General features: G+C 59.9%; 22 protein-coding genes and 3 pseudogenes. 16 read left to right on the top strand and 9 right to left on the bottom strand.

From position 1 onward, the window contains the following. From HHL24_RS29430 to HHL24_RS29440, 3 genes are all read left to right on the top strand, one after another. The coding region (locus HHL24_RS29430) for a transposase (protein WP_206002839.1) at positions 1–298 on the top strand (298 nt) is incomplete at its 5' end. Between the two features lie 916 nt (positions 299–1,214). Continuing rightward, positions 1,215–2,384 (top strand): porin, encoded by a 1,170-nt coding sequence (locus tag HHL24_RS29435; protein ID WP_230417617.1) that lies wholly within the window; start codon positions 1,215–1,217, stop codon positions 2,382–2,384. 280 nt (positions 2,385–2,664) lie between these two features. Then, the gene (locus HHL24_RS29440; protein ID WP_169488947.1) at positions 2,665–3,003 is read left to right on the top strand and encodes a DUF4148 domain-containing protein; all 339 of its coding nucleotides are present in this window, start codon (positions 2,665–2,667) and stop codon (positions 3,001–3,003) included. Between the two features lie 290 nt (positions 3,004–3,293). Here the strand turns inward: HHL24_RS29440 and HHL24_RS29445 are convergent, their stop codons facing one another. Then, positions 3,294–3,509 carry a hypothetical protein gene (locus HHL24_RS29445; RefSeq protein ID WP_169488862.1) on the bottom strand — a complete coding sequence of 72 codons (216 nt, stop codon included), beginning with the start codon at positions 3,507–3,509 and terminating at the stop codon, positions 3,294–3,296. Positions 3,510–4,065: 556 nt separating this feature from the next. Between HHL24_RS29445 and HHL24_RS29450 the strand changes: the two genes are divergently transcribed. Both HHL24_RS29450 and HHL24_RS29455 read left to right on the top strand, forming a co-directional pair. Continuing rightward, positions 4,066–4,308 (top strand): hypothetical protein, encoded by a 243-nt coding sequence (locus HHL24_RS29450; RefSeq protein ID WP_169488863.1) that lies wholly within the window; start codon positions 4,066–4,068, stop codon positions 4,306–4,308. 221 nt (positions 4,309–4,529) lie between these two features. Beyond that, entirely contained in the window at positions 4,530–5,339 is an 810-nt protein-coding gene (locus HHL24_RS29455; RefSeq protein ID WP_169488864.1) for an MOSC domain-containing protein, read from the top strand. A 413-nt stretch (positions 5,340–5,752) separates the two neighbouring features. On the opposite strand, the gene HHL24_RS29460 is transcribed toward HHL24_RS29455, so the two are convergent. Next, complete coding sequence (locus tag HHL24_RS29460; protein WP_169488865.1) at positions 5,753–6,505, bottom strand: SDR family NAD(P)-dependent oxidoreductase; 753 nt, start codon at positions 6,503–6,505, stop codon at positions 5,753–5,755. Positions 6,506–6,802: 297 nt separating this feature from the next. On the opposite strand from HHL24_RS29460, the pseudogene HHL24_RS29465 reads away from it, so the two are divergent. Together HHL24_RS29465 and HHL24_RS29470 are read left to right on the top strand one after the other, a co-directional pair. Next, a pseudogene (locus HHL24_RS29465) lies at positions 6,803–6,961 on the top strand (IS6 family transposase); the annotation flags it as partial. Between the two features lie 197 nt (positions 6,962–7,158). After that, the gene (locus HHL24_RS29470) at positions 7,159–7,440 is read left to right on the top strand and encodes a hypothetical protein (protein ID WP_169488866.1); all 282 of its coding nucleotides are present in this window, start codon (positions 7,159–7,161) and stop codon (positions 7,438–7,440) included. A 101-nt stretch (positions 7,441–7,541) separates the two neighbouring features. Here HHL24_RS29470 and HHL24_RS29475 read toward each other — a convergent pair. The 4 genes and pseudogenes from HHL24_RS29475 to HHL24_RS29490 form a co-directional block, all read right to left on the bottom strand. Continuing rightward, positions 7,542–8,269: pseudogene (locus HHL24_RS29475) on the bottom strand (IS6 family transposase). A gap of 182 nt (positions 8,270–8,451) precedes the next feature. After that, positions 8,452–9,012, bottom strand: a complete 561-nt coding sequence (locus tag HHL24_RS29480) for an NADPH-dependent FMN reductase (RefSeq protein WP_169488867.1) — start codon at positions 9,010–9,012, stop codon at positions 8,452–8,454. Positions 9,013–9,158: 146 nt separating this feature from the next. Then, entirely contained in the window at positions 9,159–9,965 is an 807-nt protein-coding gene (locus tag HHL24_RS29485; RefSeq protein ID WP_169488868.1) for an AraC family transcriptional regulator, read from the bottom strand. Positions 9,966–10,340: 375 nt separating this feature from the next. Further along, entirely contained in the window at positions 10,341–11,084 is a 744-nt protein-coding gene (locus HHL24_RS29490) for a DeoR/GlpR family DNA-binding transcription regulator (RefSeq protein WP_230417618.1), read from the bottom strand. Positions 11,085–11,458: 374 nt separating this feature from the next. Between HHL24_RS29490 and otnK the strand changes: the two genes are divergently transcribed. The 6 genes from otnK to HHL24_RS29520 all read left to right on the top strand — a co-directional run bounded on the left by otnK (position 11,459) and on the right by HHL24_RS29520 (position 17,400). Continuing rightward, positions 11,459–12,772 carry a 3-oxo-tetronate kinase gene (otnK, locus tag HHL24_RS29495; RefSeq protein WP_169488870.1) on the top strand — a complete coding sequence of 438 codons (1,314 nt, stop codon included), beginning with the start codon at positions 11,459–11,461 and terminating at the stop codon, positions 12,770–12,772. Continuing rightward, positions 12,769–13,437, top strand: a complete 669-nt coding sequence (gene otnC / locus HHL24_RS29500) for a 3-oxo-tetronate 4-phosphate decarboxylase (RefSeq protein ID WP_169488871.1) — start codon at positions 12,769–12,771, stop codon at positions 13,435–13,437. Before otnK ends, otnC begins: the two co-directional genes overlap by 4 nt. A 70-nt stretch (positions 13,438–13,507) precedes the next feature. Further along, positions 13,508–14,836 carry an MFS transporter gene (locus tag HHL24_RS29505; RefSeq protein WP_329606760.1) on the top strand — a complete coding sequence of 443 codons (1,329 nt, stop codon included), beginning with the start codon at positions 13,508–13,510 and terminating at the stop codon, positions 14,834–14,836. A 39-nt stretch (positions 14,837–14,875) separates the two neighbouring features. After that, positions 14,876–15,577, top strand: a complete 702-nt coding sequence (locus HHL24_RS29510) for a substrate-binding domain-containing protein (protein ID WP_169488872.1) — start codon at positions 14,876–14,878, stop codon at positions 15,575–15,577. Between the two features lie 23 nt (positions 15,578–15,600). Continuing rightward, positions 15,601–16,278 (top strand): aspartate/glutamate racemase family protein, encoded by a 678-nt coding sequence (locus HHL24_RS29515; protein WP_169488873.1) that lies wholly within the window; start codon positions 15,601–15,603, stop codon positions 16,276–16,278. Positions 16,279–16,317: 39 nt separating this feature from the next. Beyond that, a complete protein-coding gene (locus HHL24_RS29520; protein ID WP_329606761.1) occupies positions 16,318–17,400 on the top strand; it encodes a lactonase family protein in 1,083 nt (360 codons plus the stop codon). A 58-nt stretch (positions 17,401–17,458) separates the two neighbouring features. On the opposite strand, the gene HHL24_RS29525 is transcribed toward HHL24_RS29520, so the two are convergent. The 3 genes and pseudogenes from HHL24_RS29525 to HHL24_RS29535 form a co-directional block, all read right to left on the bottom strand. Then, complete coding sequence (locus HHL24_RS29525; protein WP_169488874.1) at positions 17,459–18,745, bottom strand: MFS transporter; 1,287 nt, start codon at positions 18,743–18,745, stop codon at positions 17,459–17,461. A gap of 104 nt (positions 18,746–18,849) precedes the next feature. Then, a pseudogene (locus tag HHL24_RS29530) lies at positions 18,850–19,348 on the bottom strand (enolase C-terminal domain-like protein); the annotation flags it as partial. Between the two features lie 389 nt (positions 19,349–19,737). Further along, complete coding sequence (locus tag HHL24_RS29535; RefSeq protein WP_329606762.1) at positions 19,738–20,940, bottom strand: porin; 1,203 nt, start codon at positions 20,938–20,940, stop codon at positions 19,738–19,740. 645 nt (positions 20,941–21,585) lie between these two features. On the opposite strand from HHL24_RS29535, the gene HHL24_RS29540 reads away from it, so the two are divergent. The 3 genes from HHL24_RS29540 to HHL24_RS29550 all read left to right on the top strand — a co-directional run bounded on the left by HHL24_RS29540 (position 21,586) and on the right by HHL24_RS29550 (position 25,051). Beyond that, positions 21,586–23,124: an ABC transporter substrate-binding protein gene (locus tag HHL24_RS29540; RefSeq protein WP_169488951.1), complete on the top strand. Its 1,539-nt coding sequence runs from the start codon at positions 21,586–21,588 to the stop codon at positions 23,122–23,124. A gap of 75 nt (positions 23,125–23,199) precedes the next feature. Beyond that, positions 23,200–24,141 (top strand): ABC transporter permease, encoded by a 942-nt coding sequence (locus tag HHL24_RS29545; protein ID WP_169488875.1) that lies wholly within the window; start codon positions 23,200–23,202, stop codon positions 24,139–24,141. Positions 24,142–24,160: 19 nt separating this feature from the next. After that, positions 24,161–25,051: an ABC transporter permease gene (locus HHL24_RS29550; protein ID WP_407947536.1), complete on the top strand. Its 891-nt coding sequence runs from the start codon at positions 24,161–24,163 to the stop codon at positions 25,049–25,051. Positions 25,052–25,054: the final 3 nt, after the last annotated feature.

A 25,054-nucleotide genomic window follows, 5' to 3' on the forward strand; every position in this document is an offset into this window, starting at 1 on the left:
GACACACAAGCATCCGAGGGTCAGGGCGTGGCTCGCCAGGCATACGCGTTACCACATGCATTTCACGCCGACCTACTCGAGCTGGCTGAATCAGGTTGAACGCTGGTTTGGCCTGATTACGCAACAGGCGATCCGTCGCGGGTCATTCAGAAACGTGCGCCAGCTCATCGCCAGCATCGAGCGTTATACCGAGCAGTACAACCAGCACAAGCGTCCGTTCGTATGGACCGCGACAGCCGATTCCATTCTCCAGAAAGTGGCCCGGCTATGCAAAGTTATTTCTGGGACGGAACACTAGAAGTTCGTTGAATCAATTCATTCAAGCATGCAATCTCAACGGTGATGCCGGGCGCTGCGGACCGGCCGCCACGGTCGCCCTATGCTGCAGGCTTGTAGAGGAATAGCAGCAGCGTATCGTCGCGCCATCCGTCGCAGGGTGCGTTTGTTCGGCATGTTGGCGACACCGTTGGCTTCACCGACAAACATCTGAGCGAGCGAGTCAGCATCATCGTCAGGCTCAACGCAAAAAGCCGCGTCCATCGCTGTTAATGATTGGGAAGGCCATTGGCGGGTCTCGTACTCGTCGAAAACACTAAAGAAGAGGCGCAGGGCGGCGGACAATCATGTCGCACATCAAGCGCCACATCAAGCGCCACATCAGGCGCCCCGACATGACGGCATGAAGCCACTGATCGCGCGACCCGCTGCGCAACCGCTGGCACTTATGGACGACCCGCTGTAGCGCCTCCACAACAACCGATGCGCATTGTTTCGTTCGTAACCGGTTGTGAGCATAGTCATAACGTAAAAATAGAAATCGCTACATTACTGACCGCTGACGTAAAACGCTAAAGCTAATCGGTGCAAAGGCCGTTCGCAATGAGCTTATTGCAATATCGCGGCACGCCAAGGCCACCGCACGCACTTTCAATCTCCGTGCATTGTTTCGGAAGCCAACAAACAGTATTGTTGCCTTTGCGGTATTTCAACGCATTTTGTCCGCGTCCAATGGCGTCGGACTGAGCGCCATTCTATGCGCGTCAGTCCAGTCAAATGCCAAACGAAGAATTGCCCTCTGCGTCGCTCATGCGCTGCCTGTTCTCTTTATCAGGCAACGCTTCTGAAAGACCGAAACGCAACGCCTCTCGCAGTCCGTTTGCGCGCTTTCTGTTTGTGCCTTATTCGCATCTGTCTTTATCTACCTGGAGAGTAAATTGGAATTCAGCAAGACTTGCCTGATTTCACTGGCCGCCTTCGCTGCCGCTGGAACCGCCCACGCTCAAAGCAGCGTCACGCTGTACGGAACGATCGACACGGCGCTCACGTATGTTCACAACGCGACCGCAACGGGTCAAAACGTGTGGTCGGTAGGCAACAACAGCAACGGCGATCTGTCAGGCTCGCGTTGGGGCATCAAGGGTCAGGAAGATCTCGGCAGTGGATTGAAGGCGATTTTCCAGTTGGAAAACGGTTTTAATCCGACTACCGGCGCATTGGGACAAGGCAACCGCGAATTCGGCCGTCAGGCATTCGTGGGTCTTGCTAGCGATCAGTTCGGTACGCTGACGCTCGGCCGTCAATACGACCCGCTGGTCGATATGGTTCAAGGCATTACTGAAGATAACTATTTCGGCAGTATCTTCGCAACGGCCGGCGACGTCGACAATTACGACAACAGCTCGCGCACCAACAACGCAATCAAGTACGTGTCGCCAGTGTACGCAGGCCTGCAGGTCGAAGGCATGTACGCACTGGGCGGCGTAGCAGGTCAAACCGGTTCGGGCCAGACGTGGTCGCTCGCTGCTGCGTACAACAACGGTCCGATCTCGGTGGCCGGTGGCTACTTCGTTGCGGACAATCCGACGGTTGCAACCGCACAGCGCACGGGATGGGGCGGTACGTCGGACGGCACGTTCGACGGCTCGCTGATCAACCTGGGCTACCAGACCGCGAAGTCGATCAACATTGCCCGCATCGCGGCGCAATACGACGCCGGCCGTTTCACGTTCGGCGCAGCTTATAGCAATTCACAATACAAGGCGGACTCGCAATCGGTGTTCGGCTCGACCGAGAAGTTCAACACCGGGCAAGGCTTCCTGAACTACCAGGCAACGCCTGCCCTGCTGGTCGGTGTGGGCTACAGCTACACGAAGTCGAGCGGCGATACGGGCGCGACGTACCATCAGGTTTCGCTGGGCGCGGACTACAGCCTGTCCAAGCGGACCGACGTCTATCTGGTCAGCGCATGGCAGCACGCGAGCGGCGAGACGCTCAATGCGGACGGCACGGCGGTGGTCGGCGCGCAGGCTTCGGTGGGCTCGTACGGCTACCCGGGCACCAACTCGCAGGAACTGGTCAGCCTCGGTCTGCGCCACAAGTTCTGATGTTGCTGGCAGGCTATTGAAGGAAGGAAGAAGACGGGTACTGCGTGTGGGTCCCGTCTTCCCGGCTTCATCGCGGTTTGTCATGAAGCCCGCCATGCTTAGGCATGACGGGCTTTTTTTCATGGCGTCGCCTCATGCCAAATTAGGGTTATCCCCTAATTTGACAATATTGTTTTCCTCCGATGCCTCTTAATCTTAAGCGTGCGCTTACCTAAACTGTGGTCATTGGTAACGAACATAGGTGCTCGTAACCGCATCACCAAATGTCGAGGTAAACATCATGAAATCGCTCATACAAGCCGTTGTTGTTGCTGTAGCACTTGTCGCTCCGGTTGCTTCCTTTGCTCAGTCGAACGCGCCGAAGACCCGCGCGGAAGTGCGCGCAGAACTGGTTCAGCTTGAAAAGGCCGGCTACAACCCGGCCGCCCGCGATAACACGACGTATCCTGCCGAAATTCAGGCGGCTGAGGCTCGCGTTTCGGCACAGAGCGCCGTTGCGCAGGCTCCGGTTGCCGACACCAGCGGTGTGGGTGGCGTAGCAGGTGGCTCATCGGCATCGGGCGCGGCTCAGCCGACGTCGTACCATGACGGAATGAAGCCGATTTACTTCGGCCAGTAAGCCGACGCGACCGAACCAGTGCGTGGAGTGATGCGCGCTGGCTGACCAATGCGCGGGACTTGTGCCTGTCAGCCGAAACGGCTGACACAATGGAAAGCCCCGTATCGGCAGGTTGCAATCGCTTCAGCGTCGAACTGTGAAACAGCCTGTACGAACGCAACCGACCAACGGCCGCAGACATCGCGATAACGGATCGAATATGTGAGCATGGCAATCTCCCTATCTGTGACTAGCGGGTGCATTCGCCATCAACGGGGCCGTGGCGCCCTTCGTCGCCGATGCTGAAGGGTTCATCTCGTTCCGGTCATCGTTGGCTGCTGGCAAACTGCAAATCCGCTCCATTCCTCGGTCATTTCGGTGAAACACTTCGCACAGCAGACGGCGGTAATGTTCGGCCAAAGGCTCACGTGTTTCCGAACGTCTTCCTTCAACTCGCCGCATTCATCGCAACGATCCAACACACGGACCTGCAGCGGTCGGCTGTGCCACTTTTCGAGCGCGTTCATGTCAGCAGCCCTCGTGTTGATCTGCGACGTCGACGGCGAAGATGTTCGCGCCCATGCTCCGCAGTTCTGCGGGAGTTGGATCATCTCGGCGCGGCTCGAGCAAATCTCTTGCGTTCGTCCTCATCGTGGCCCTCACTGGATACAGATGCTGCTAAATTCAACAGTCCGGCGATACACGTTCTTATTCAGCCAGGGGACGAACGTGTACTCGTCGTACGCGTTGCTACCGATATAAACGCAGTTATGCAGAACGTTTGACATGGCCGATCTTCAAATGAAATCGCTAAGTCTATGGAATCAAGATAGACGGACGGCTCTAAGAAAACTATTCTACGAGCGGTCGCTGCAGTTCTACGTGAACATAGTGCGCTTATACGTTTGGATACCTCGAGGCATCCAGGAAGCAAGTGTTCGAGTCTTGGCGACGATGTTGCGGGATCCGTTACCGGAAGCCGGTCATACGCAGGTGGGAGACATCCATTCCTAAGCAGGAGCAGCGCCTGCCAGTCGTAGAATGGTCTTTTGCGCTTGCACGTTTAGCGATTCGAAGGAATGAATGACCGCTTCTGCACTCAGAAAGCTGCCGATTACATGGCGCCTGGTCCAGCGTCCGCGTTGGGTTGGGTTCGGAAGCTTGGTATCGGTCGAAGCCCGTGAAGTGCGGACTGACCAGCGACTTCCGGGCCCGGCCATCGAAGACCGTTCGAATGCGAGCTCATACAAAATTTCGAACGTCGGCTTTACCGAGATGTTGCCGAAGATCTATGACCATCCCCATTTTTTGAACCCCGATCTTTGACACTGTGATTGATTCGTCGAACTTTGTCTGTGCGAGCGAGTTGGTCGTTCTGCGGTCCTGAGCGGTCAACGTCAAATGCGGTGCTCACGACCACACATGGCAGAATTTAACGCCGGCTTGGCAGAATCCGCTGCAAGATTTCCCACGTCTCGAAGGTGTTAAGCCAGTACGATGCATTTCAGCGCGGCGCTCCGGCCTCGCAAGAATAGGAAGCCTGTGCGATGTCACTGTCCCAAGCCGCTGTTGCATCGATTCACCGATATCCCGTCAAGTCAATGATGGGTGAGGAACTCAACTCAGTCGAGGTTACGAAGCGCGGAGTAGCGGGCGATCGCGCCTACTCGCTTATCGATGTCGAGACCAATAAGCTCGTCAATGCGAAGCATCCCCAAAAGTGGCCGGAGATGTTTTCCTATCGTGCCCGTTACACGGCGCCCCCGGCTTCGTCCCAGGACGTGCCACCGGTCTATATCACTTTGCCCAACGGCGATGTGATCGACTCCACATCCGGCGATGCAGAGCAAACGCTATCTGCGGCGCTGCGCAAAGCCGTGCGTCTGGTGCGGCCCGACGAATCGGACAAAGGGTTCGAGGGCTTTGTGCCTACCGTCGAGGGCGTGTCCGACCACGACTTCGTTTTCGACAAGATCTCTCCACCGGGGACGTTTTTCGACATCGGTCTAATCCATATCCTGACGACGTCGACCATCGACGCGCTACGGAAAACGGTGCCTGATAGTCGCATCGAAAGCCGTCGCTTTCGCCCAAATCTTGTCATCCGTACCGATGGCGAGGAAGGTTTTGTCGAAAACGCATGGGTGGGTCGAACCGTGCGCATAGGCCAGGTTGTGCTAAAGATAAAACAGCCGACTCAACGATGTGTGATGACTACCTTGGCACAGGGAGACTTGCCCAGGGACATCGCTGTCCTCAAGGCGATCTACCAGAATAACGGTGGCAACATCGGCGTTTACGCGGAACCTGTACAGATCGGGACGGTGCGAGTCAACGACGCGGTCGAGTTGATTTGATAACTGTAATATCGACGTTCATCTTGGCGAGGGACTCACTCGCCAATACTTCTTGTGCAATGACCGGGCCGAGCGTCAACACTACGTGATGCGGTTCTGAGAGACGAGGGAAGCCGCGATGGGTCGAATGCGTTGCATCAGAATTTGAAAGTGCAGGACATAAGTGACCCCCAGACCGCGGAAGCCGCCGTTCAAGTCGCGCTAGCTCCAACGGCCGGAAAGGGGGCGGGCGCGGCCCGCTGCATGCAGCAGGTGCAGCGGTAGGGCGCAAGTTTTCCGAGACGGCGCCCGTCCGCTCTACAATCGAGTTGCACGGTGGAACTGCAACCACGGGGTTCGCTGCTTGTTCTCTCGCAGCAGGAATCCTACGTTCCGCGGCGAACCCGTGCCTGTCCCCGTGTGCGTATTGGTGCCTACGTCAACACCTGGCCGCCATCGACCACCAATGTCTGGCCTGTGATCCAGCCCGCGTGCGAGCTGGCGAGAAACAGCACCGCGCTGGCGACCTCGCTTGGCGTCCCGAGCCTGCCGAACGGAACCGAACTCAGTATCCGTTCATACAGCTTGGGATCGGAAGTCCTGCGCTGTTCCCACGATCCGCCGGGAAATTCGATCGAGCCGGGTGCGACCGCGTTGACACGGATCCGATCGGGCGCGAGCGTCAGCGCATGGGAAGCCGTATAGTGCATGACCGCCGCCTTGATCGCCGCGTAAGACTGGGTACGTGACGACGGACGCAGCGCTGAGATGGACGTCACATTGACGATGGCGGCGTTGGCCGACTGCCGCAGGAACGGCAATGCGGCATGACCCGCGCGCACCGTTGCCATTAGATCGACTTGAATACCGGCCTCCCAGCCGGCTTCGGTATCCCCGCCTCCGAAACCGGACGCGTTGTTGATCAAAATGTCGATGCCGCCAAGCGCCTCGCCGGCGGCCGCAATGTAAGCGCTGATCGCCTCGCCGTCAGCGAGATCGCAAGGTGCGGTATGGACCGGGTGGTCATAGACGGCCAGCTCGGCCTCGACCGCTTTCAATCCTTCGAGGTTACGTGCACAGACGGACACGGCGGCGCCTGCCTGCGCGAACCCGAGCGCGATGCTGCGGCCGATGCCGCGCGAGCCCCCCGCGACGACGACGCGTTTATCGTTGAAATCGAAACCCATGAATTTGCCTCCAGGCAGTGACGTGAGCGTCAGTATGGCCGAAACTTTTGGATTTCGTCGGCGCCGCCCGCATTAAAACCGTCAACGTCGCAACAATAATAATGTCAACAAGCACGCAGGTGATCTGTCTGTTAGGTACTGTCAACTTAACGGAATTGGCGAGAATTTTTCAGCCAAAAGTGGGAGTCGACTTCCAATTCGAGCCGTTATCGCGGCTATGGATGGGCGTCGGCGAGCCCGAAAAAAATGCCATCGGGGTGGGACCTGCATAAGGCCGATTTGCTTAAGTTGACAGTACGCACGCAAGCGTTCCTGTCGAGTTTCGGACCGATCCGGCGGCACTTCGCACTGAAGCGGCATCTAATACGTGCGTCGCTCCACCGCAAACAACTCAGCGAACGCTTTGCCGCGTGGCATCGTTTCACCGAGCTTACCCAAAATCCGTCCGGCTTTTAAGGAAAGCTCTGTCCATCGCACTACTGCGACGCGAACACTTTAATGTGACAACGCCCTTGCCTGGCGATAGTGCCATCTGCGCGTCAGCTTTGCGACACGATTGCCCGAGTAGACTCGGATCCTGTTGTGCGACCGAAATTCGGCACCAAATCTTCAATCCCCGCCGACACCCTACAGTTCTTTAGCACGAGTCGATCATGATCCGAATCGCTTATATTGCAGCAACCGTGGCCATCATGAGTTGCGCGGCGCCCGCCTTTGCACAGGATGTCTCTTCCGGCACACAAGAGCCACCCGCTGTTGCAAACGACAATTTAAACAGCGTCACCGACAACGGTGTGGGTATGGACACCAACGGACAATCTGAATCCGGAGCCCCGAGCGGTCTGACGCGCCTTGACGTAGAGCGCCAGCTGTATCAGGTCGAACGGGACGGCGAACTCGCACACCTGAATCAGACGATCTACAAAGGAAATTAAGGACGCCGGAGAAACGTCTGCACTTCAGCCAAACAGGCCTCCGACAGGCATTGTCACGTTGGCTGATCGACGGCGCAAATCTACAGAGGACGCGCATTTGCTCAGACGGCTGACGGATTCTGGGTGAGTTCGGTGAAACGATGCCATGCGTCAAAACGCTGAGCGAGCTGTTTGTGGTAGAGAGAAGCGCGCAGCAAATGTCGCTTGAGCGCGAAGTGCTGCCGGATCGGTCCGAAGCTCGAGAGAAACACCTGGGTGCGCTTTGGGTCGCGCCGCGCAAGCGCCGCTCACGTTCACGCGTAGGTTGATGGCTATTCTCGGCCCGATTGTTCCCGCGGGCTGCAGCCTTGACGAACGCGTGTCGGACGTTTGCCAGCTCGGGGATCCTGGAATTCGCGGCCGGATAACTGCGCAACTGGTCGGTGACGATCCTGCGCGGCACCGTGCATGAACGAAGCACGCGCCTGAAAAATCGTTCGGCTGCGGCCGTGTCGCGCCGCTTCTGCAGCAGGATATCGAGTTCGGCGCCGTGCTCGTCGACCGCTCGCCACAGGACATAAGGTTCACCGCGCAGCCTCACGAACAATTCATCGAGATGCCAGGTACTGCCCGGTTTGCGTCGCACAGCCTTGGCGCGATACGCGAACCCCGCGCCAAATTTATCGCACCAGCGGCGCACGCTTTCGTAGCTCACCACGATGCCGCGCTCGAACAGCAGAGCTTCAATGTCGCGCAAGCTCAACTGAAACCGGAAATACCAGCGAACGGCACAACTGATCACCGCCGCCGGGAAGCGATGGCCGTGATAGAGAGATTTCGTCTTTTTTATCTCCCGATTTTACGCGACCACCTCCTATTGGTGCATGCGGAGCTGGCAACGGCTCGGTATGAAGCCACTAGTGCGGTGAAAGCCGTTCGCACGATCCGGGGGAGGATCGCCGCGGGATCGTCATCCGGCCGGGTTGCGCCGGTCCTCATGAGGGGATCTCGCGGGCGCGGAACGCTTACCCTCTAGGGTGCGGTCACGGGCATAGTCGCATTCAAAAACTGTTGCAGCGGTCCCGCGATGAAGTCGAGCGTCGCCTGATCGTTCAACTCGCCGTTGGCGACCTTCGCGCCGACCTGCGTAATCGCAATCTCGGGCAGCGACACCAGGCGACAAAGCATGGACGCGAGCGTTTCGCGCACCTGGTACTGGGCGCGTACACCTCCGAGCGCTCCCGGCGACAGGGTCGCAAAGAAAACCGGCTTGCCTTGCATGCAGCTGCCAAATGCCGGGCGTGATAGCCAGTCGAGCGTGTTCTTCAGCACTCCGGGCAACCCATGGTTGAACTCTGGTGTCACGATGATCACCGCATCGCACGCCTGGACCCGTGCTCGCGCGGAAGCCGCGCTATGCGGAAGCGCTTCCCGCTCGACGTCCTCGTTGTAGTGAGGCAGCGATCCGATATCGAGCGTGTCGACTTCGGTGCCCTCGGGGAGCAGTCGTGCAATGGCTTTGAGGACGATTTGCGAATAGGACGCGGCGCGGAGGCTACCCGCGATGCCGACTATCTTGAGGGATGATGTCAAGGCTAACTCTGGAAATGGACTGGCCACCATGGCCGAAGCGATGGGCGCATTATTGAACGAACGACCAGAACTTTCTTTCTTTATCCTGCCACTTTCTGATGCAAGGCTGCCATGTTGTGTTTAGCGGTCAAAGCCGTCGCGATTGCTCACGCTGCGGGCGAACAGCCCTTTGCTGGCGATTGCGGCTCGACGGCTGCGCCATCTCGCTCGCGCATCAGCTGCATGTAGCGGCGCGGCGGCGCGCCCAGCAGCCGCGTGAAAAGGGTGGTAAAGCTGCTCGCGCTCTGATAGCCGAGTTCGAGAGCTGTTTGTGTAATTGAATACCCGCGCGAGAGCCGGTCCACTGCGCACACGATCCGCAAATGTTCTCGCCAGCGCCCAAAGGTCATGCCGGTCTCGGTGTGGAACAGACGCGCGAGCGTGCGTGAGCTCGTATGCGCGAGCAACGCCAGCTCGTCAAGATTGATGTTGCTGCCGGGATCTTTGCACAGAATGTCGATGGCGTGCTGCAACCGGCGATCGTGACCGTTCGGAACGAAAAGTCCGGGACCACGCGCGGGCTGCCGCGCTTGCACTACCATTAACCGGGCGACGAGATCGAGCGTCGATGCCTTGCCATCCGTCGAAGTTAAGCGCACTGCTTCACGCGCCAGTTCCCGCAGTAGGTCCGAGACCACGATCGGCTTGCAGCGAGCCGGCAGCGGCGCCGCGAGCACCGGCGAAAAGCGGATATGAATGAGCGACGACGACTCGCTGTAGCGCGCGCCGTGGACGACCTGCGATGGCACCCACACCGCAAGCCCCGGTGGTGCGAGCCACCATCCTTCCTCGGCCATAATCATCATCGTGCCGCGCAATACGATCGAAAGCTGACCGCTATCGTGCTCGTGATGTGTGATCTCGACGCCGGCAGCGTGATCGACCGCGACGGCTTCGATGGTAAAGCGTGACATGGCAGCGAGGCCCTATGAAGTGGCAGTTTTGAGAAATAGACACCCGATTATTTCTTGAATAGTACGCTTGGTGGTATCGACAAGTTGTCGAACGGCACGCGCGCGAGAACACCCCATATATCAGGATACCTAATTTAAGCGGTGAGTTGCCCCGGCATCGAAGTACCTTGAACCCCAGATCCCGGTTTGCCGCCGCGTAGCGCCTGCGCCCGCGCAACGATTGCCTCGAGCCGCACCGGATCGCTGTCTACGATGCGCTTCACTGCGGAGAGGATGATCAAGCCTAAAAGTCGACGAATCGTGTCGAGGTCAACGCCGCAGCGCCGTAGATTGACGGCGAACGTTCGCCTCGCGCCCGCATCGCCTCGCCTCGGCTCAACCGACCGACGCCAGCTCGAGCTCGACGCCGGACTGCCGCATGCCGAGCGCCGCGGCTGGCGCGAGACCGTCGTCAGTGATGACGAGATCGAAGCGTTCGAGCGCCGCCACCTTGTACAGGCCAAAGGTGCCGTACTTCGAGCTCGATACTGCCAGCACCGTGCGCGACGCGGCTTCCATAGCCGCCAGCTTGACTTCCACCTTTGCCGCAGACGGCGTCGTCACGCCACGCCGCAGATCCCACGAACTCGCCGAAATGAAGGCCACGTCGAGTACGACCTGACGCAGCGTCGAGGCGGCGAGCGGGCCGACGCTCGACAGGTTCGCATGATCAAGTTGGCCGCCAGTATGGATCACGCTGACATGCGTTGCGCCAGATAGCTCGCGGACAATCTCGAAGTCGTTGGTGATGACCGTCATGTCGCTGAGCGCAACGATATGCGGCACGATCGCCAGCATCGTCGTGCCCGCGTCGAGGTAGATCGTCATGCCGGCCCGCAGGCTTTGCGCAGCATCGCGCGCAATCGCCTTTTTCTGCGGCTGCTCGACAGTGAACTTCGACTGGTGACTCGGCTCGCTGCCCAGGTGGCTCGCGATGCGCACGCCGCCCGGGACGGTAAAAACGAGGCCCGCCTGTTCGAGCGCCGCGATGTCGCGTCGGACCGTCATGTGCGAGCAGGTGAACGCCGCCATCAACTGTTGGACCGACAGGACCTTGTCCCGCCGCAATTGACGAAGCATGGCTTCCCGCCGCTGATCGGGTATCAGAGGGGCTTCGCTCGAATCGGGGGGGGCGTGGCTCGACATGGATCGGTCTCTGAAGCGCGGGACGGACATCTATTGAAATCGTGGGCGGTCGCTATCTTATCCGATGAGAGCGCCGATCAGCATCCTCAGGGCAGGGGACGCGGAGCCCGACTTTTCAATCCACGGAGCCCGATGTCGTCGACAGGGCGGCAGCGCGAGCGCTTCCGGCGGCGCGCCCGGAGAAATCAATCCGGCAGCAGGTCGGCAGCGCGCGTTAACGCAATGTATCACGATGTTAAAATAAGTTATCAAATATTAACACATGTCGATCAGGTGCCGCTAAAATGGCCGTTCACGGAGGCTTTTCCATGCTTACTCACTCCCCACGTCCATTGCTGGGATGCATCGCCGACGACTTCACCGGCGGCACTGACCTCGCCTGCACGCTGGTGCAGGGCGGCATGCGCACCTTGCAGACCATCGGCGTGCCTGCGAGCAGCGATCCGATCGATGCGGATGCACTCGTAGTCGCGCTCAAGTCGCGCACGGTCGATGCGGCCACGGCCGTGGCGCAAGCGCTCGCCGCGCTTGACTGGCTGCGTGCGCAGGGCTGCCGCCAGTTCTTCTTCAAGTACTGCTCGACCTTCGACTCGACCGACGCGGGCAACATCGGCCCGGTCGCCGACGCGTTGCTCGACGCCCTGTCGGTAGGCGACGACGCGCCGTTCACGATCGCCTGCCCGGCATTCCCGGAAAATGGCCGCACGGTCTATCGCGGGCATCTATTTGTCGGAGATGCGCCGTTGAACGAATCGGGCATGGAGCATCACCCGCTAACGCCAATGACCGACGCCAACCTCGTCCGCGTGTTGCAGCGCCAAACGCGCTCGAAGGTCGGCCTGGTGCGCTACGACGCCGTTGCGCAAGGCGCGGACGCTGTACGCGCGTCGATCGACGTGTTGCGGCGCGAGGGCGTTCGTATCGCGATCGCCGATGCGGTTTCGGATGCGGCCATTCGCACGCTCGGCGAAGCCTGCGCGGACGTTCCGTTGATCACCGGGGGTTCCGGCATTGCGTTGGGTCTGCCAGAAAATTACCGGCGTGCGGGCTTGCTCGCCGATGCGGCGGGTGCTGGCGATCTGCCATCCATCGAAGGCGGGTCTGCTGTTCTGGCGGGCAGTGCCTCGATGGCCACGAACGCGCAAGTGGCTGCCTGGTGCGAGAGCCGGCCGGCGTTCCGCATTGATCCGCTCGCTGCCGCACGCGGCGAACCTGTCGTCGAGAGCGCGCTGGCGTTCGCGCGCGAGCATATGGCTGCGCGCGTCCCGCAGCCGGTGCTGATCTACGCCACGGCCACCCCGCAGGACGTCAAGGCCGTGCAACGCGAGTTGGGTACAGCCGAGGCGGGGCACCTGGTGGAACGCACGCTTGCCGCGATCGCGCGCGGCCTGCGCGAACTGGGCGTGCGCAAGTTCGTGGTCGCAGGCGGAGAGACATCGGGCGCGGTGGTTCAGGCGCTTGGCGTCAAGATGCTGCGCATCGGCAGACAGATCGATCCGGGCGTGCCCGCGACGGCGACAATCGGCGAATCTCCGCTCGCGCTCGCGCTCAAGTCCGGCAACTTCGGCACCGTCGACTTCTTCGCGAAGGCGCTGCACCAGCTCGACGGAGGCATGCGATGACCCGTCCCGTGCCATGCGCCGTTCACGCCAGCGAAGAAGCGAAGATCCGCGAAGAAATCTGCGTGACAGGCGCGAGCTTGTACACGCGCGGCTATACGGTGGGCAGTGCAGGTAATATCAGCGCGCGCCTCGAGGACGGCTGGCTGATTACGCCAACCGACGCCTGTCTGGGCCGGCTCGACCCGGCCCAGATCGCCAAGGTTGATCTGGCCGGGAACCTGGTGTCCGGCGACCGGCCGTCGAAGACGCTCGCGCTGCACCGTGGTGTCTATGCACGCAATCGCGACGTGCGCGGCATCGTCCACACGCATTCGACCCACCTCGTCGCGTTGACGCTCGCGGGCGTGTGGAGCGAAGCCGACGTGCTGCCGCCGATCACGCCTTACTTCGTGATGAAGGTCGGACACGTGCCATTGATCCGTTACCGGCGCCCCGGCGACCCGCAGGTCGCGCAACAGATTGCGGCACTGGCCGAAAGCGTGCGCGGCGTGATGCTGGAGCGGCTCGGGCCGGTCGTGTGGGAGCGTTCGGTGTCACAAGCCTCGTATGCGATCGAAGAGCTGGAAGAGACCGCGCGTTTGTGGCTGATGTCGAACCCGCGTCCGGCGCCGCTCGACGCCGCTGCGCTCGAGGAACTGCGCACGGTGTTCGGCGCGCGCTGGTAGCGCTCCGATGCAACGGGCGGGCATCTGTCACGAGCACCCTGCGTGAACAAATAACAAGGAGACAACGACTGTGGCAACGACGAATTCAATAGCCGCCCACTCCACACTGGAGCACAGAACGATCCGCAAGGTGTCGCGGCGGATCATTCCGTTCCTCATCATTCTGTACTTCCTCAGCTTCCTGAATCGCGTGAATGTCGCGTTCGCGGGGCTGACGATGAATCACGATCTCGGCTTCACCAACGCAGTATTCGGAACTGGCGCCGGGGTGTTCTTTATCGGCACCTTTCTCTTCGGCACGCCGTCGAATATCGCCCTGCATCGCATTGGAGCCCGTCGCTGGATTGCCTTGATGATGCTCGCCTGGGGTTCGCTTTCCGCAGCGAATGCCCTGGCGACGAATCCCACGAGCTTTTACTTGCTGCGCTTCTTTATTGGCGTCGCGGAGGCAGGCTTCTTTCCTGGGGTCATTCTGTACCTCAGCTTCTGGTATCCGACGCGTCATCGCGCGTTCGTGACGGCGATCTTCATGGCGGCGGCGCCATTGTCCAACATGATCGGGTCTCCGATTTCCGGCGCGCTGCTGCAGTACACGAATGGTGTTGCTCACCTGCATGGCTGGCAATGGCTGTTTATCGTCGAAGCCCTTCCCACCGTTGTGCTGGGATGTATTGCGCTCGTCTATCTGACCGACAAGCCGGAAGACGCACAGTGGCTCGAACAGGATGAGCGGCGCTGGTTGACTCAGGAGCTGGAAAAAGAGCACTCGGAAAAAGCGGCGCGGAGCGCCTCCAACGTCTGGGTTGCGTTCAAGGATATCCGCGTCTGGCTTCTTGCGCTGGTCTATTCGGGGACGTCGATGGGGCTTTACGCGATAGGCTTTTGGGCACCCATGCTGCTCAAACAGTTCGGCTTCAGCTTCGTTGAGCTGGGCGTCATCAACGCGATCCCGAATCTGGTTGCGGTCGTCGGCATGGTCTATTGGGGCCGGCGCTCCGATCGTCAGCGCGAAAGGCGTCTGCATGTCGCCATCGCCTGCCTCGCGGGCGCGCTCGGCATGGTCGTCGCCGGCCAGGCGGCTTCCGCGCTGGTGCTGGTGATAGCCCTGTCGGTCGCCAATTTCGGTATCAATGCAGCGAAGCCGCCGTTCTGGAGCATGCCGACGCTATTTCTTTCGAGCTCGGCTGCCGCGGCAGGCATCGGCTTGATCAATTCGGTAGGAAGCTCGATAGGCGGCACGGTAGGGCAGATGGTCATCGGCAAATTGCGCGACCTGTCAGGCAATTATTCTTCGGGGCTTTACTTCGTCAGCGCGACGCTCGTGATTTCTGCTGTCATTGCGGTCCTGTTCGGGCGACCGGCGACTTCCAAAGTGGATATGCGTTCGCCGAGCAAATAGGCCGGCAACGCGAACTTTTTAACGGTACAGGGAATACCCATGCAAACTGATGCTTACAAGGCCGGCTTGTTCAGCGCGCTGGCCGTCCGCGCGGCATTTGACAACGGCATGATCGCTGCCCTTCGCGAACACGGAATCGATGCGACGATAGGCTGGGATCCTACTACGGTCATCGAAGCGCGCCTGAGAAAGGGCGACACGGCCGATGCGATCATCGTGACTGACAGCGCGATGAAAAACATGGTCGACGCAGGATGGGTCGCTGCGCGACATTGCCTGCCTCTGGTCGAATCTTCCATTGGCGTGGCAGTGAAGCGCGGGGCGCCGCGCCCGGATATTTCTTCCGTGCAGAATTTCTTCGACGCCCTGTTGAAGAGTCGTTCCGTAGCGTATTCATTGAGCGGCGCGAGCGGCATTTATTTGCAGCAACTGCTGCGCGAGCATGGGCATCTTGAAGAGATCAACCGTCGGGCCACGCCTATCGACAAAGGCCTTGTTGCGGAAAGACTGGTAAGTGGCGAAGCGGATATCGCGATCCAGCAAATCAGCGAATTGAGTGCGGTTGACGGCATCGACATTGTCGGTCCGTTTCCCGCGGAGATACAGCAGATTGTCTCGCTGAGCGTCGGCATTTGCAGCGCTTCCGTGGACCGGCCAGTGGCACATGACCTGCTCAAAGTGCTGACCAGCGGTTACGCGAAAACGATCTACGAACGCAATGGCCTGACAGCCCGCTGGTGAACCCGCTTGTGAATGGAGTACAAATGACATCAAGAATTGTTTTGCTGCATGCCACCCCCGTCGCCATGCAACCGATTCATAGTGCCTTCGCCGAAGTGTGGCCCGAGGCACAGACCATCAACCTGCTCGACGATGGCTTGACCATCGATCGTGCCCGCGAGAACGAGCTCTCGGAGTCGCTGATAGAGCGCTTTGTGCGCTTTGGCCGGTACGGCTACGACATGGGCGCAGATGCCATCCTCATCACCTGTTCTGCATTCGGTCCCGCTATCGATCGCCTGGCGGCGGAGCTGCCGGTGCCGGTGCTAAAGCCGAATGAGGCCATGTTTCAGGCGGCTGTCTCCTATGGTCTGCGCATTGGCATGCTGGCGACGTTCGGACCCGCGGTTGTCACCATGACCGAGGAGTTCGACGATTACGTTGCCCAGATTGGCAGCAAGGCCGAACTGAAGACGGTATTGGTCGACGAAGCCATCGATGAACTGCGCCGAGGCAATGTAGAGCGCCACAACACTCTCGTGGCGGCACGGGCCCCCGAGCTGGCCGACTGCGATGTCGTCATGCTGGCGCACTTCTCGACCTCGCGCGCAGCCGCACAGGTGCGCGAAAAAATCTCCGTGCCGGTGCTGACGGCGCCGCATGCCGCCGTCATGCGCATGCGCGAACTGGTACGTAATAGCGCTGCGTCCCAGCGGAGCTGAATCCGACCACCATTCGCAATTTCCATCGGATTAAACATCGTGGATATTTTGAAAAGCTGCACGGTACTCGTCTCGAACTCAGCCGACGGCGACCTGTCGACCTACGAGTTCGACACATCGACGCCAACGTTGCGTGCCGGCGAACGGCATGAGATCGGCTCCCAGGTGATGCCGCTCGCGCTGTCCGCTGACCAAAAAGCGATCTACGCAGCAACGCGAGGTGCCTCGCCGTCGCTCGTGAAATGCACGCTGGATACGCGCACCGGTCACCTCGCCGACGAATACCGCATCGCGATCAATGCGAGCCTGGTGTCGATCGCGACGGACCGCTCTGGCCGCTTTCTGTTCGGCGCGTCGTACGGCGGCCACGAAGTGATCGTGTACAGTCTCGCGCGGCTGGAAGCCGGTGACGGCACACCGCTCCAAACGCTCTCCGGCGTTCGAAACGCGCATGCGGTGGTTGTATCGGACGACAGCCGTTTCGTCTATGCGACCTCTCTCGGCAACGACGAGCTACTGTGCTGCGCGATCGATGAGAACCAGGCGCAGCCGCTTACGGTGGTCGACACCGTATCGTTTGACACCGGGTTCGGCCCGCGTCACATGCGGCTGTCGCCAGGCGGAGAATGGCTCTACGTGTTAAGCGAATTTCGCGCGGCCGTTGCCGTGTTCCGGCGCGACACCGCTAACGGCACGCTGGCACTGCACGGCGTATCCCCACGTGCAAGCGTACTTGCCGGTTTGAACGATGGTTTCGCACGACCTCCCTCGACCGAACCCCAGCCCGACCCCGCAACGCTCACATCGCTGATCTGGGCTGCGGATATCCATGTGCGTCCCGACGGCCTCTTCATCTATATTTCCGAGCGTACGACAAACCGCCTCCTCGTGTTACGCGTGAGACCGGACGGCATGCTCGAACATGTGAGCCACGTCGAAACCGAAGCGCAACCGCGCGGCTTTTGCATCGATCCGTCCGGCCGCTTTCTCGTCGTCTGCGGCGAGAAGTCGACCCACGTCTCGCTGTTCAGCATCGACACGGATTCGGGCGCACTGGCGCTGTGCTCACGTAGTTGCGGCGGTCGCGGCGCGAACTGGGTCGAGATCGTTGCGCGTATGTAGACATCGTCTATCGAACTGCGGCGCGTCACGCCGGTCGGATTGATGCAGCTGATCAAGGTCACTCGACGGACGTTGCAGCAACAGGCAGCGATAGTTGACCACGTATGCACAGGACCATCGCTAAGACGCCAGCGAAATCGATCGCCGCGCCAAACAGAAATGCGCTGCTGTAGCCGCCGAAATACTGGATCAGGAACCCCGTCAGTGCCGGACCGATAATGCCGGACAGATTGCTCAGGAAATGAATGAAGCCGCCGACACCGCCCTGCCGGTGCAGCGGGAGTATTTCGTGCTGGATTGCCCAGATCGACTGGCAAGAGCCCGTGAGAAAGAACAGCGCCGCCGCAATCAGTGCGACCGCCGCGGTTAGCGAACCGGCCGACGTGATGCCAAGCACTGCAACGCCCGATAGAGCAAGCGGAATGGTTGCCACGAGCTTGCGTGCCATGATCGGGTCGTTCATCCGGCGGTAGATGAAGTCGCCGATAACACCACCGCCGAAATAGCCGAGCGCACCGCAGATCCATGGGATCGATGTGATGATGCTCATCGACCGCAGGTCGAGATGCATCACGTTGGTCAGATAGCTCGGCAGCCAGGAGATGAACACGTATTGCGTGTAGTTCACGGCGAAAAGGCCCGCGCCGAGCGCAAGCGTACTTGGACGGCGCAGATACGCACCAAGCGTCATGCCGTCTTCTTCGACGTTGCGCGCTTCAGCGACCGCACGGCTCTCGTCGATCAGTTTCCGTTCCTCATTGCCGACGCGACGGCTTTGAGCGGGCGTTTCGGTAACGAACAGGCGCCAGCACACGATCCACACCAGCCCGAGGATCCCGATTACCGCAAACGACGCGCGCCACCCGAAGGCCAGCGCGATCAGGCCGACGACCGGCCCGGCGATCGCATTGCCGAGCGTCTGCCCGGAAAAGGTAAAACCGATCATCGTCGCCGCTTCGTGCCGCGGAAACCAGTTCGATATCGTGCGGTTCGTATTTGAACTCATCGGCCCTTCGCCAATGCCGAAGAATATCCGGTAGATCAACAGCGATACAAAACCGGTAGCCGCTGCGGTCAGCCCGCAGAACAGCGACCAGACAGTCATCGCCCACGTGAAGACGCGCAAGGTGCCCCACTTGTCCGAAAAGTAGCCACCGAGAAACGAAAAAACAGAGTAGCCGACGAAGAAAGTGCTGAAGACGATGCCGAGCTGCGAGGGCGACAGATGAAGCGACTTGCCGACGATCGGTGCGACGATACCTAGCGCTGCGCGGTCCATGTAGTTGATCGCGCCGGCTGTAAATAAAAGGCCGGCCACTACATAGCGATATTTTCCAGGCTGCATATTTGTCTCCATGAATTTGTTTTGCTGTGCCGCGGCCAAACCTTCGGCATCAATCCGCGTAGCGCCGCTGAGGTCGCTTTGCAGACCATACGAATCGCTGCGCCCGTTGCGATGGACACGGGCGAGAGCTTCGCGAGACGCGCGTGGTTATCCATGTCGTCGGGCGAAAGCGGCTCCTCGATGAAGTACGGGTGTACTGCTCGAAGCGGCGCTCGTATTGAAGCGCCTCGGTCACGTCGCGTTAGCCGTTATCGATGTCGATCATCAGCGGAGTCCGGGCCGATCACCTCGCGCGCGGCGCGCACGCAGGCCTCGTGTTCGGATGGCGACAAGCGTCCAGCCTTCATCTTGACCGCCTTGAACCCCATTTCGACATAGCTCGCTATTCGTCGCCGAGCATCTGCGGCGTCTTGCCCTCCAGGTAATACCCGCCGTTCGCGTACGCGGGCACGGCATCGAGTTCGACCGCACTCAGATACTTGTGAAGCGGCAAGACAAGCGATGCGTGCGCGTATTGAGATCCCGGAGGACGGTGTCGAGGATGCTAATCGCGCGCATGACCTTGCCGGCGCGGCCCCGACGCAGCGATTCCTCGCACATTTCAGCACTTCTCGTGGACGGCGGGCCGCGTTTCAGAGCATCGCCGCTTGCAACTGAGTGTGCTAGACATTGACGATCGGAAACACTATCCATTGGTATAGTCAAAAGATAGAATTTTTTATCGATTGTGTCGCAGTAATAGATGGAAGATAGAATGCCGGCGATACAAACCCCGTCGTGGCCGGCGCCGCAGGCATTCCTTTCCGGGTGCGACGATGACAGTGCAATTCACCGCACCTGTTCATCCCGGAAGGAGTCCTGCCATGACTCTTCTACGTCAGCGGATGATCGAGGGTATGCGTATTCGCAATCTCGCGGCCGATACCCAGCGCGCGTAGTCGGCGGCAGGCCTGCCCGAGACACCGGTCGCTCAAGAGCGACCGGTCTCCTGATTAGAACCGGTGGGTGATCCCGAAGATACCGGCGAGTTGGTGGTTGTTGGCCGAGTAGGCGCTGCTGTAGAGATCGGCAACGGCCTGCTTGCCGGTTGAATCAATACCCGAAGCCGTCTCGTAGAAGCCGATCGCGTAGAGCGAAGTGCGCTTTGACAGCGTGTAGGTCGCGCCCAGGTTGAACTGGTTGTACTTCGCGCTGCCCAAGCCGTCCGCGCCGCTGTTGTGCGTGTAGATGTACGCTCCCGCCAGTTGCAGGGCCGGGTTCACCTGGTACTTGAGGTTGACTTCGCCCGAGTTGAAGGTCGCGGTGCCGCCCGTGTACTTCGGGCCGGCGATCGCGCCGACGGCGTTGACCGAACCCAGGTTCTGGAATTGCGTGTTTGAGTACACCAGGCCGATGGTCGCCGGACCGAGTGCATACGAACCGCCCGCCACGATGATCTGTTGCGAACCAGCTGACGCGTAGCCGCCGAAGATTTTATTGTTGATATTGTCGTTCGCGCCCGCGGCGGAAGACGACGGCGTCGACGAATTTCCCTGATTGCCGAAAGTCGCGTAATACGGATCCTTGACGAACGTATAGCCGGCGCCGAGGTTGAGCGGGCCGTTCGAATAAGAGACCGCTGCGTCCACTACCGAGTTCTGCGAGAAATTGCCTGCCTGGCCGCCCAGGCTGTACAGCACGCCCGCTTGCAAGCCCCTGTAGTTCGGGCTCACGTACTTGATCGAGTTCTGGATGCGGTTCGAGGTATCTACGTTGTCGACATCGCTCGCGCGCGTGCCGTAGCCGAGGCCGGAAGCCGCCCAGTCAGCACCAGACGCGAACGTGGAGGTCAAATCATTGCTCACCGAGTATTGGCGACCGGCCGTTACCGTGCCCCATTCCTGGCTGCTCAATCCGACGAAAGCCTTGCGGCCGAACAGGAGGCCACCCTGGCTAAGCGCGCCGGTGCCGGTGGTGTATCCGTTCTCGAGGTCGAAGATCGCCGACAGACCACCGCCCAGGTCTTCCGTGCCCTTAATGCCCCAGCGCGACGACGACGCTTGAGAGAGCGCGTACTCGTGAGAACCTTTGACGTTATTGTTGATAAGGATACCTGCGTCGACGATGCCATACAGGGTCACGCTGCTTTGCGCGTGCGCGGCACTACCGAGCGCGCTAAGCGCGAGGAAGGCCACCGAGGTTTTTTTCAGTTTCATCTGTTTTTCACTTTATTTGAGTAAGGATCTATCGCTCCCGTGGTGAGCGTGACCCCGTTGATTTCGATTGTTCGATGCAAGTATCGTAAGTAATGCTATGTAAAATACTTACCCCGGCCAACCGGCTACGAGCAAGAACGGACCAAACGCTGTTCTCGCCATTCCTGTGCGCCTCAAGACGCTGACGCTTTCGACCGGATACGCTGTCGCGGCCAAATCGAAGTTCAGAAAAATAGCGCAAGCTGAAACGGTTAGGTGAAGAAAATTTTGTTATGTCTCACGCTGGCAACAGGACGTGAACGGGATCGAAAAATATCCAGCAATGACCTTTCGCCCGCCTAACGTCAGTGTTTCGCCCAGAGGCGGTGCACCGCCGATTTTTCTGTACGTGATGCACATTCCTTGTGCGAATCTGCCCACTTTATGTACATGGCAGCGTGTTCACTTCCACTTGAAAGTACCCGATTCGCCCTTGTTTATGGGGTTTTCACCACGATGGCACGTTTCGTGCAAATGGATTCTAGCGGAGATTTCAACTGTTGCAATTTGCACATATATTTCTCCGGGGTCGAACCAATAAGGAGCGAGACCGTGCTTCAGCCAACATCAAACATCCGCCGTACCGCCTGCGCCGTCATCACGGTCATGGCCTTGACCTTGGGCAGCGCCACAGCGAAGGCCCAGACGATTACGGCTGTCATGCAGGCGAGCCTGCGCTCACTGGACCCGGTCATTAGCACTGCTGATATCGTCCGTGACTACGGTTACATGGTTTACGACACCTTGCTGGCGCTCGATGCGAACCACAAGGTGCAGCCTCAAATGGCGGAGAAATGGACTGTCTCGCCTGACGGCAAGACCTACACGTTCACGCTACGTGACGGTCTTAAGTGGCATGACGGGACGCCTGTCACCGCGGACGATTGCGTGGCCTCGATCCAGCGCTGGGCCAGTCAGGACAAGCTTGGCCAGGTGATGAACAGCCTTATGGCCAGCATGAAGGTGGTTGACGCGAAGAGTTTCAGCATGACCTTCAAGGAACCAACGGACATCGCGCTGCGCGCCCTGTCCAGGCCGAGCAATCTCGCGCCTTTCATGATGCCCAAGCGCGTCGCGCAAACGCCGCCAGGCGAGCCCATCACGGAGACCATCGGCTCAGGCCCGTTCCGCTTCGTTGCAAGCGAATACCGTCCGGGTGTGCAGGCGGTGTTCGAGAAGTTCAAGGACTATGTTCCGCGGCGCGAACCGGCCAGCGGGCTGGCCGGAGGCAAGGTCGTCAAGGTCGATCGTGTGAAATGGGTCACGATGCCTGACCCGATGACGGCCATGAACGCGATCATGAGCAACGAGGTTGACTTCATCGAGGACGTGCCAGCGGACTTGATGCCGATGCTCGAACACAGCCCGGACGTCACGCTGACCGAATACAAGGAGCAGGGCGAACAGAACCTCGCCAGGCTCAACTTCACGCAGCCGCCATTCAGCAACAAGCTCATCCGCCAAGCTGCCTTGCTCGCCATTGACCAGAAGGACGTCCTGCAGGCACAGGGTGGTAACCCGAAGTACTATCGGACCTGTCCGTCAGTGTTCGGCTGCGGTAGCCTGCTAGCCACCGACGTGGATGACGACACACCAGGCAAGGGCAATTCCGCCAAGGCCGCCGAACTGCTCAAACAAGCCAGGTATGACGGCACGCCGGTTGTGCTCCTGGACCCGACAGATGTACCGGCGCTGGCGGCCATGCCCCCCGTGATTGCCCAGGCGCTGCGCAAGGCCGGCTTCAAAGTGCAGTTGCAGGCGATGGACTGGCAGACCGTCACGGTGCGCCGCGCGTCCAGGGAGCCCGCCTCCAAGGGTGGTTGGGGAATCTTCAGCACCTTCACACCGCTGTCCTCGGTGGCCGACCCGGTGGGCTCCCAATCCGTGGCGGCCAACGGTCCGGCGGCCTGGTTCGGGTGGCCTGACGTGCCAGCTATTGAAACCCTGCGCCTCAAGCTGGCTCGTACCAGCGACTTAGCCGAACAAAAGAAGATTGCAACGCAAATCCAGCATTTGGTCATTGACGACGTGGTCGTCATACCCCTGGGCGAGCGCTCGGTCGTGACCGCCAAGCGCAAGAACGTGAGTAATCAGGTGGCGGCTTCGGTCCCGGTGTTCTGGAACATGACCAAGACCGGCGAGTAATTGTTGGCCGGGGTGCCTGGTACGGGTCGACAGGCACCGGTCGTTACGTTCCAATCTTTCACTGCGTCCTCAACCATGCCTATTTTTCTGTTACGGCGTCTGCTGGCCGCCATCCCCGTGCTGGCCATGGTGGCGGTCATTGTCTTTGCGCTGTTGCGGCTGTCTCCCGGTGACCCGGCCATCATTCTCGCCGGGGATGGCGCCACACCGGAACAGCTCAATGCCATACGCGCAAGCATGGGACTGGACAAGCCGGTCATGGTGCAGTTCATCGTTTGGATAGGTCATTTGCTGCGAGGTGATCTGGGTACGTCGCTGATTTCTGGCCTGCCAGTAGCAGGCATGATCGCCGATCGCTTCGGTCCGACGCTGGCGCTGTGTATCGGCACCATCGTGATTGCCGTCGCGCTTGCCATTCCAGTTGGAATTCTGGCCGCCTGGCAGCAAGGAAAATTGCTGGACCGTCTAGTGATGGCTGCCTCTGTGGTGGGCTTTTCGGTGCCGGGCTTCATCATCGGCTATGTGTTGATCTTGCTGTTTGCCCGTTGGCTCGGATGGCTGCCCGTTCAGGGCTACCAACCGATATCGGCGGCCCTGTGGCCATTCATCGAGCGGCTGATTCTGCCGACGCTGACATTGAGCACCGCCTACATCGCGTTGATCGCGCGTATTGTGCGCACCAGCGTGATCGAGGTGATGGGTGAAGACTTCATCCGCACGGCCCGCGCCAAAGGCATGACGGAAGCTGCCGTGCTGATCCGTCAAGCGCTGGGCAATGCGGCGGTGCCCATCGTCACCATCATTGGCGTGAGCATCGCCATGCTGATCGGCGGTGTGGTGGTAACGGAATCGGTGTTCAACGTCCCCGGCCTGGGACGCCTGGTGCTGGAGGCCGTGCTGGCGCGCGATTATCCGATCATCCAGGCGCTGATCCTGCTCTTCTCGATGCTCTACGTGCTCATCAATCTCGTCATCGATGTGCTGTATTCGCTGCTCGATCCCCGCATCCGCTACTAACCTTACCTGACACCGTCCCGTGCGCACCTCCACCGCCCAGCCCGCCGCCGTACCTGACACGGGCGCTGCCTCACCCTGGCTAGCGCAGATAAAATGCACCTTGAGCAGCGGGCCCGTCATGGTCGCCCTAGTCGTGCTGCTTTTCCTGGTGGCCCTTGCTGTATTCGCCCCCTGGCTGGGCACGACCGACCCATCGTTGCTGGACTCGGCGCAGCGCCTCAAGCCAATCTCAGCGGCGCACTTGTTGGGCACCGATGGCTTTGGCCGCGATGTTTACTCTCGCGTCATCTATGGGACGCGCGTTTCACTAGCGGTCGGTCTCGGCACGGTGGCCATTAGCGTGGGCATCGGGTTACTCATCGGCGTTATGGCAGGCTACTTCCGCCCAGCCGATGCCATCGTCATGCGCGTGATGGACGGCATGATGGCCATTCCAGGCATTTTGCTCGCCATCGCGCTGGTTACGCTCTCGGGTGCCAGCCTGTTCACTGTGCTGGTCGCGATCAGTATTCCCGAGATCCCACGCGTGGCGCGCATGGTCCGCAGCGTCATCCTGGGCGTGCGCCATGAGCCCTACGTCGAGGCCGCCCTAATCCTCGGCACCCGCGTGCCGGCACTGATGTGGCGTCACATGATGCCATCGACACTGGCGCCGCTCATCGTCCAGGGCACTTATATCTTTGCGTCCGCGATTCTGACCGAAGCCGTCCTGAGTTTCCTGGGTGCCGGCATTCCGCCTGAAATTCCATCCTGGGGCAATGTGATGGCCGAGAACCGGGGCTACTTCATGATGCTGCCGGGCCTGATCCTGTATCCCGGGATCCTGGTTTCCCTCACAGTCCTGAGCATCAACGTGTTGGGCGATGCACTGCGCGACGCGCTGGACCCGCGCATGGCGCGCCGCATCTGATCA

The organism is Paraburkholderia polaris, assembly GCF_012927345.1.
Lineage (GTDB): Bacteria > Pseudomonadota > Gammaproteobacteria > Burkholderiales > Burkholderiaceae > Paraburkholderia > Paraburkholderia polaris.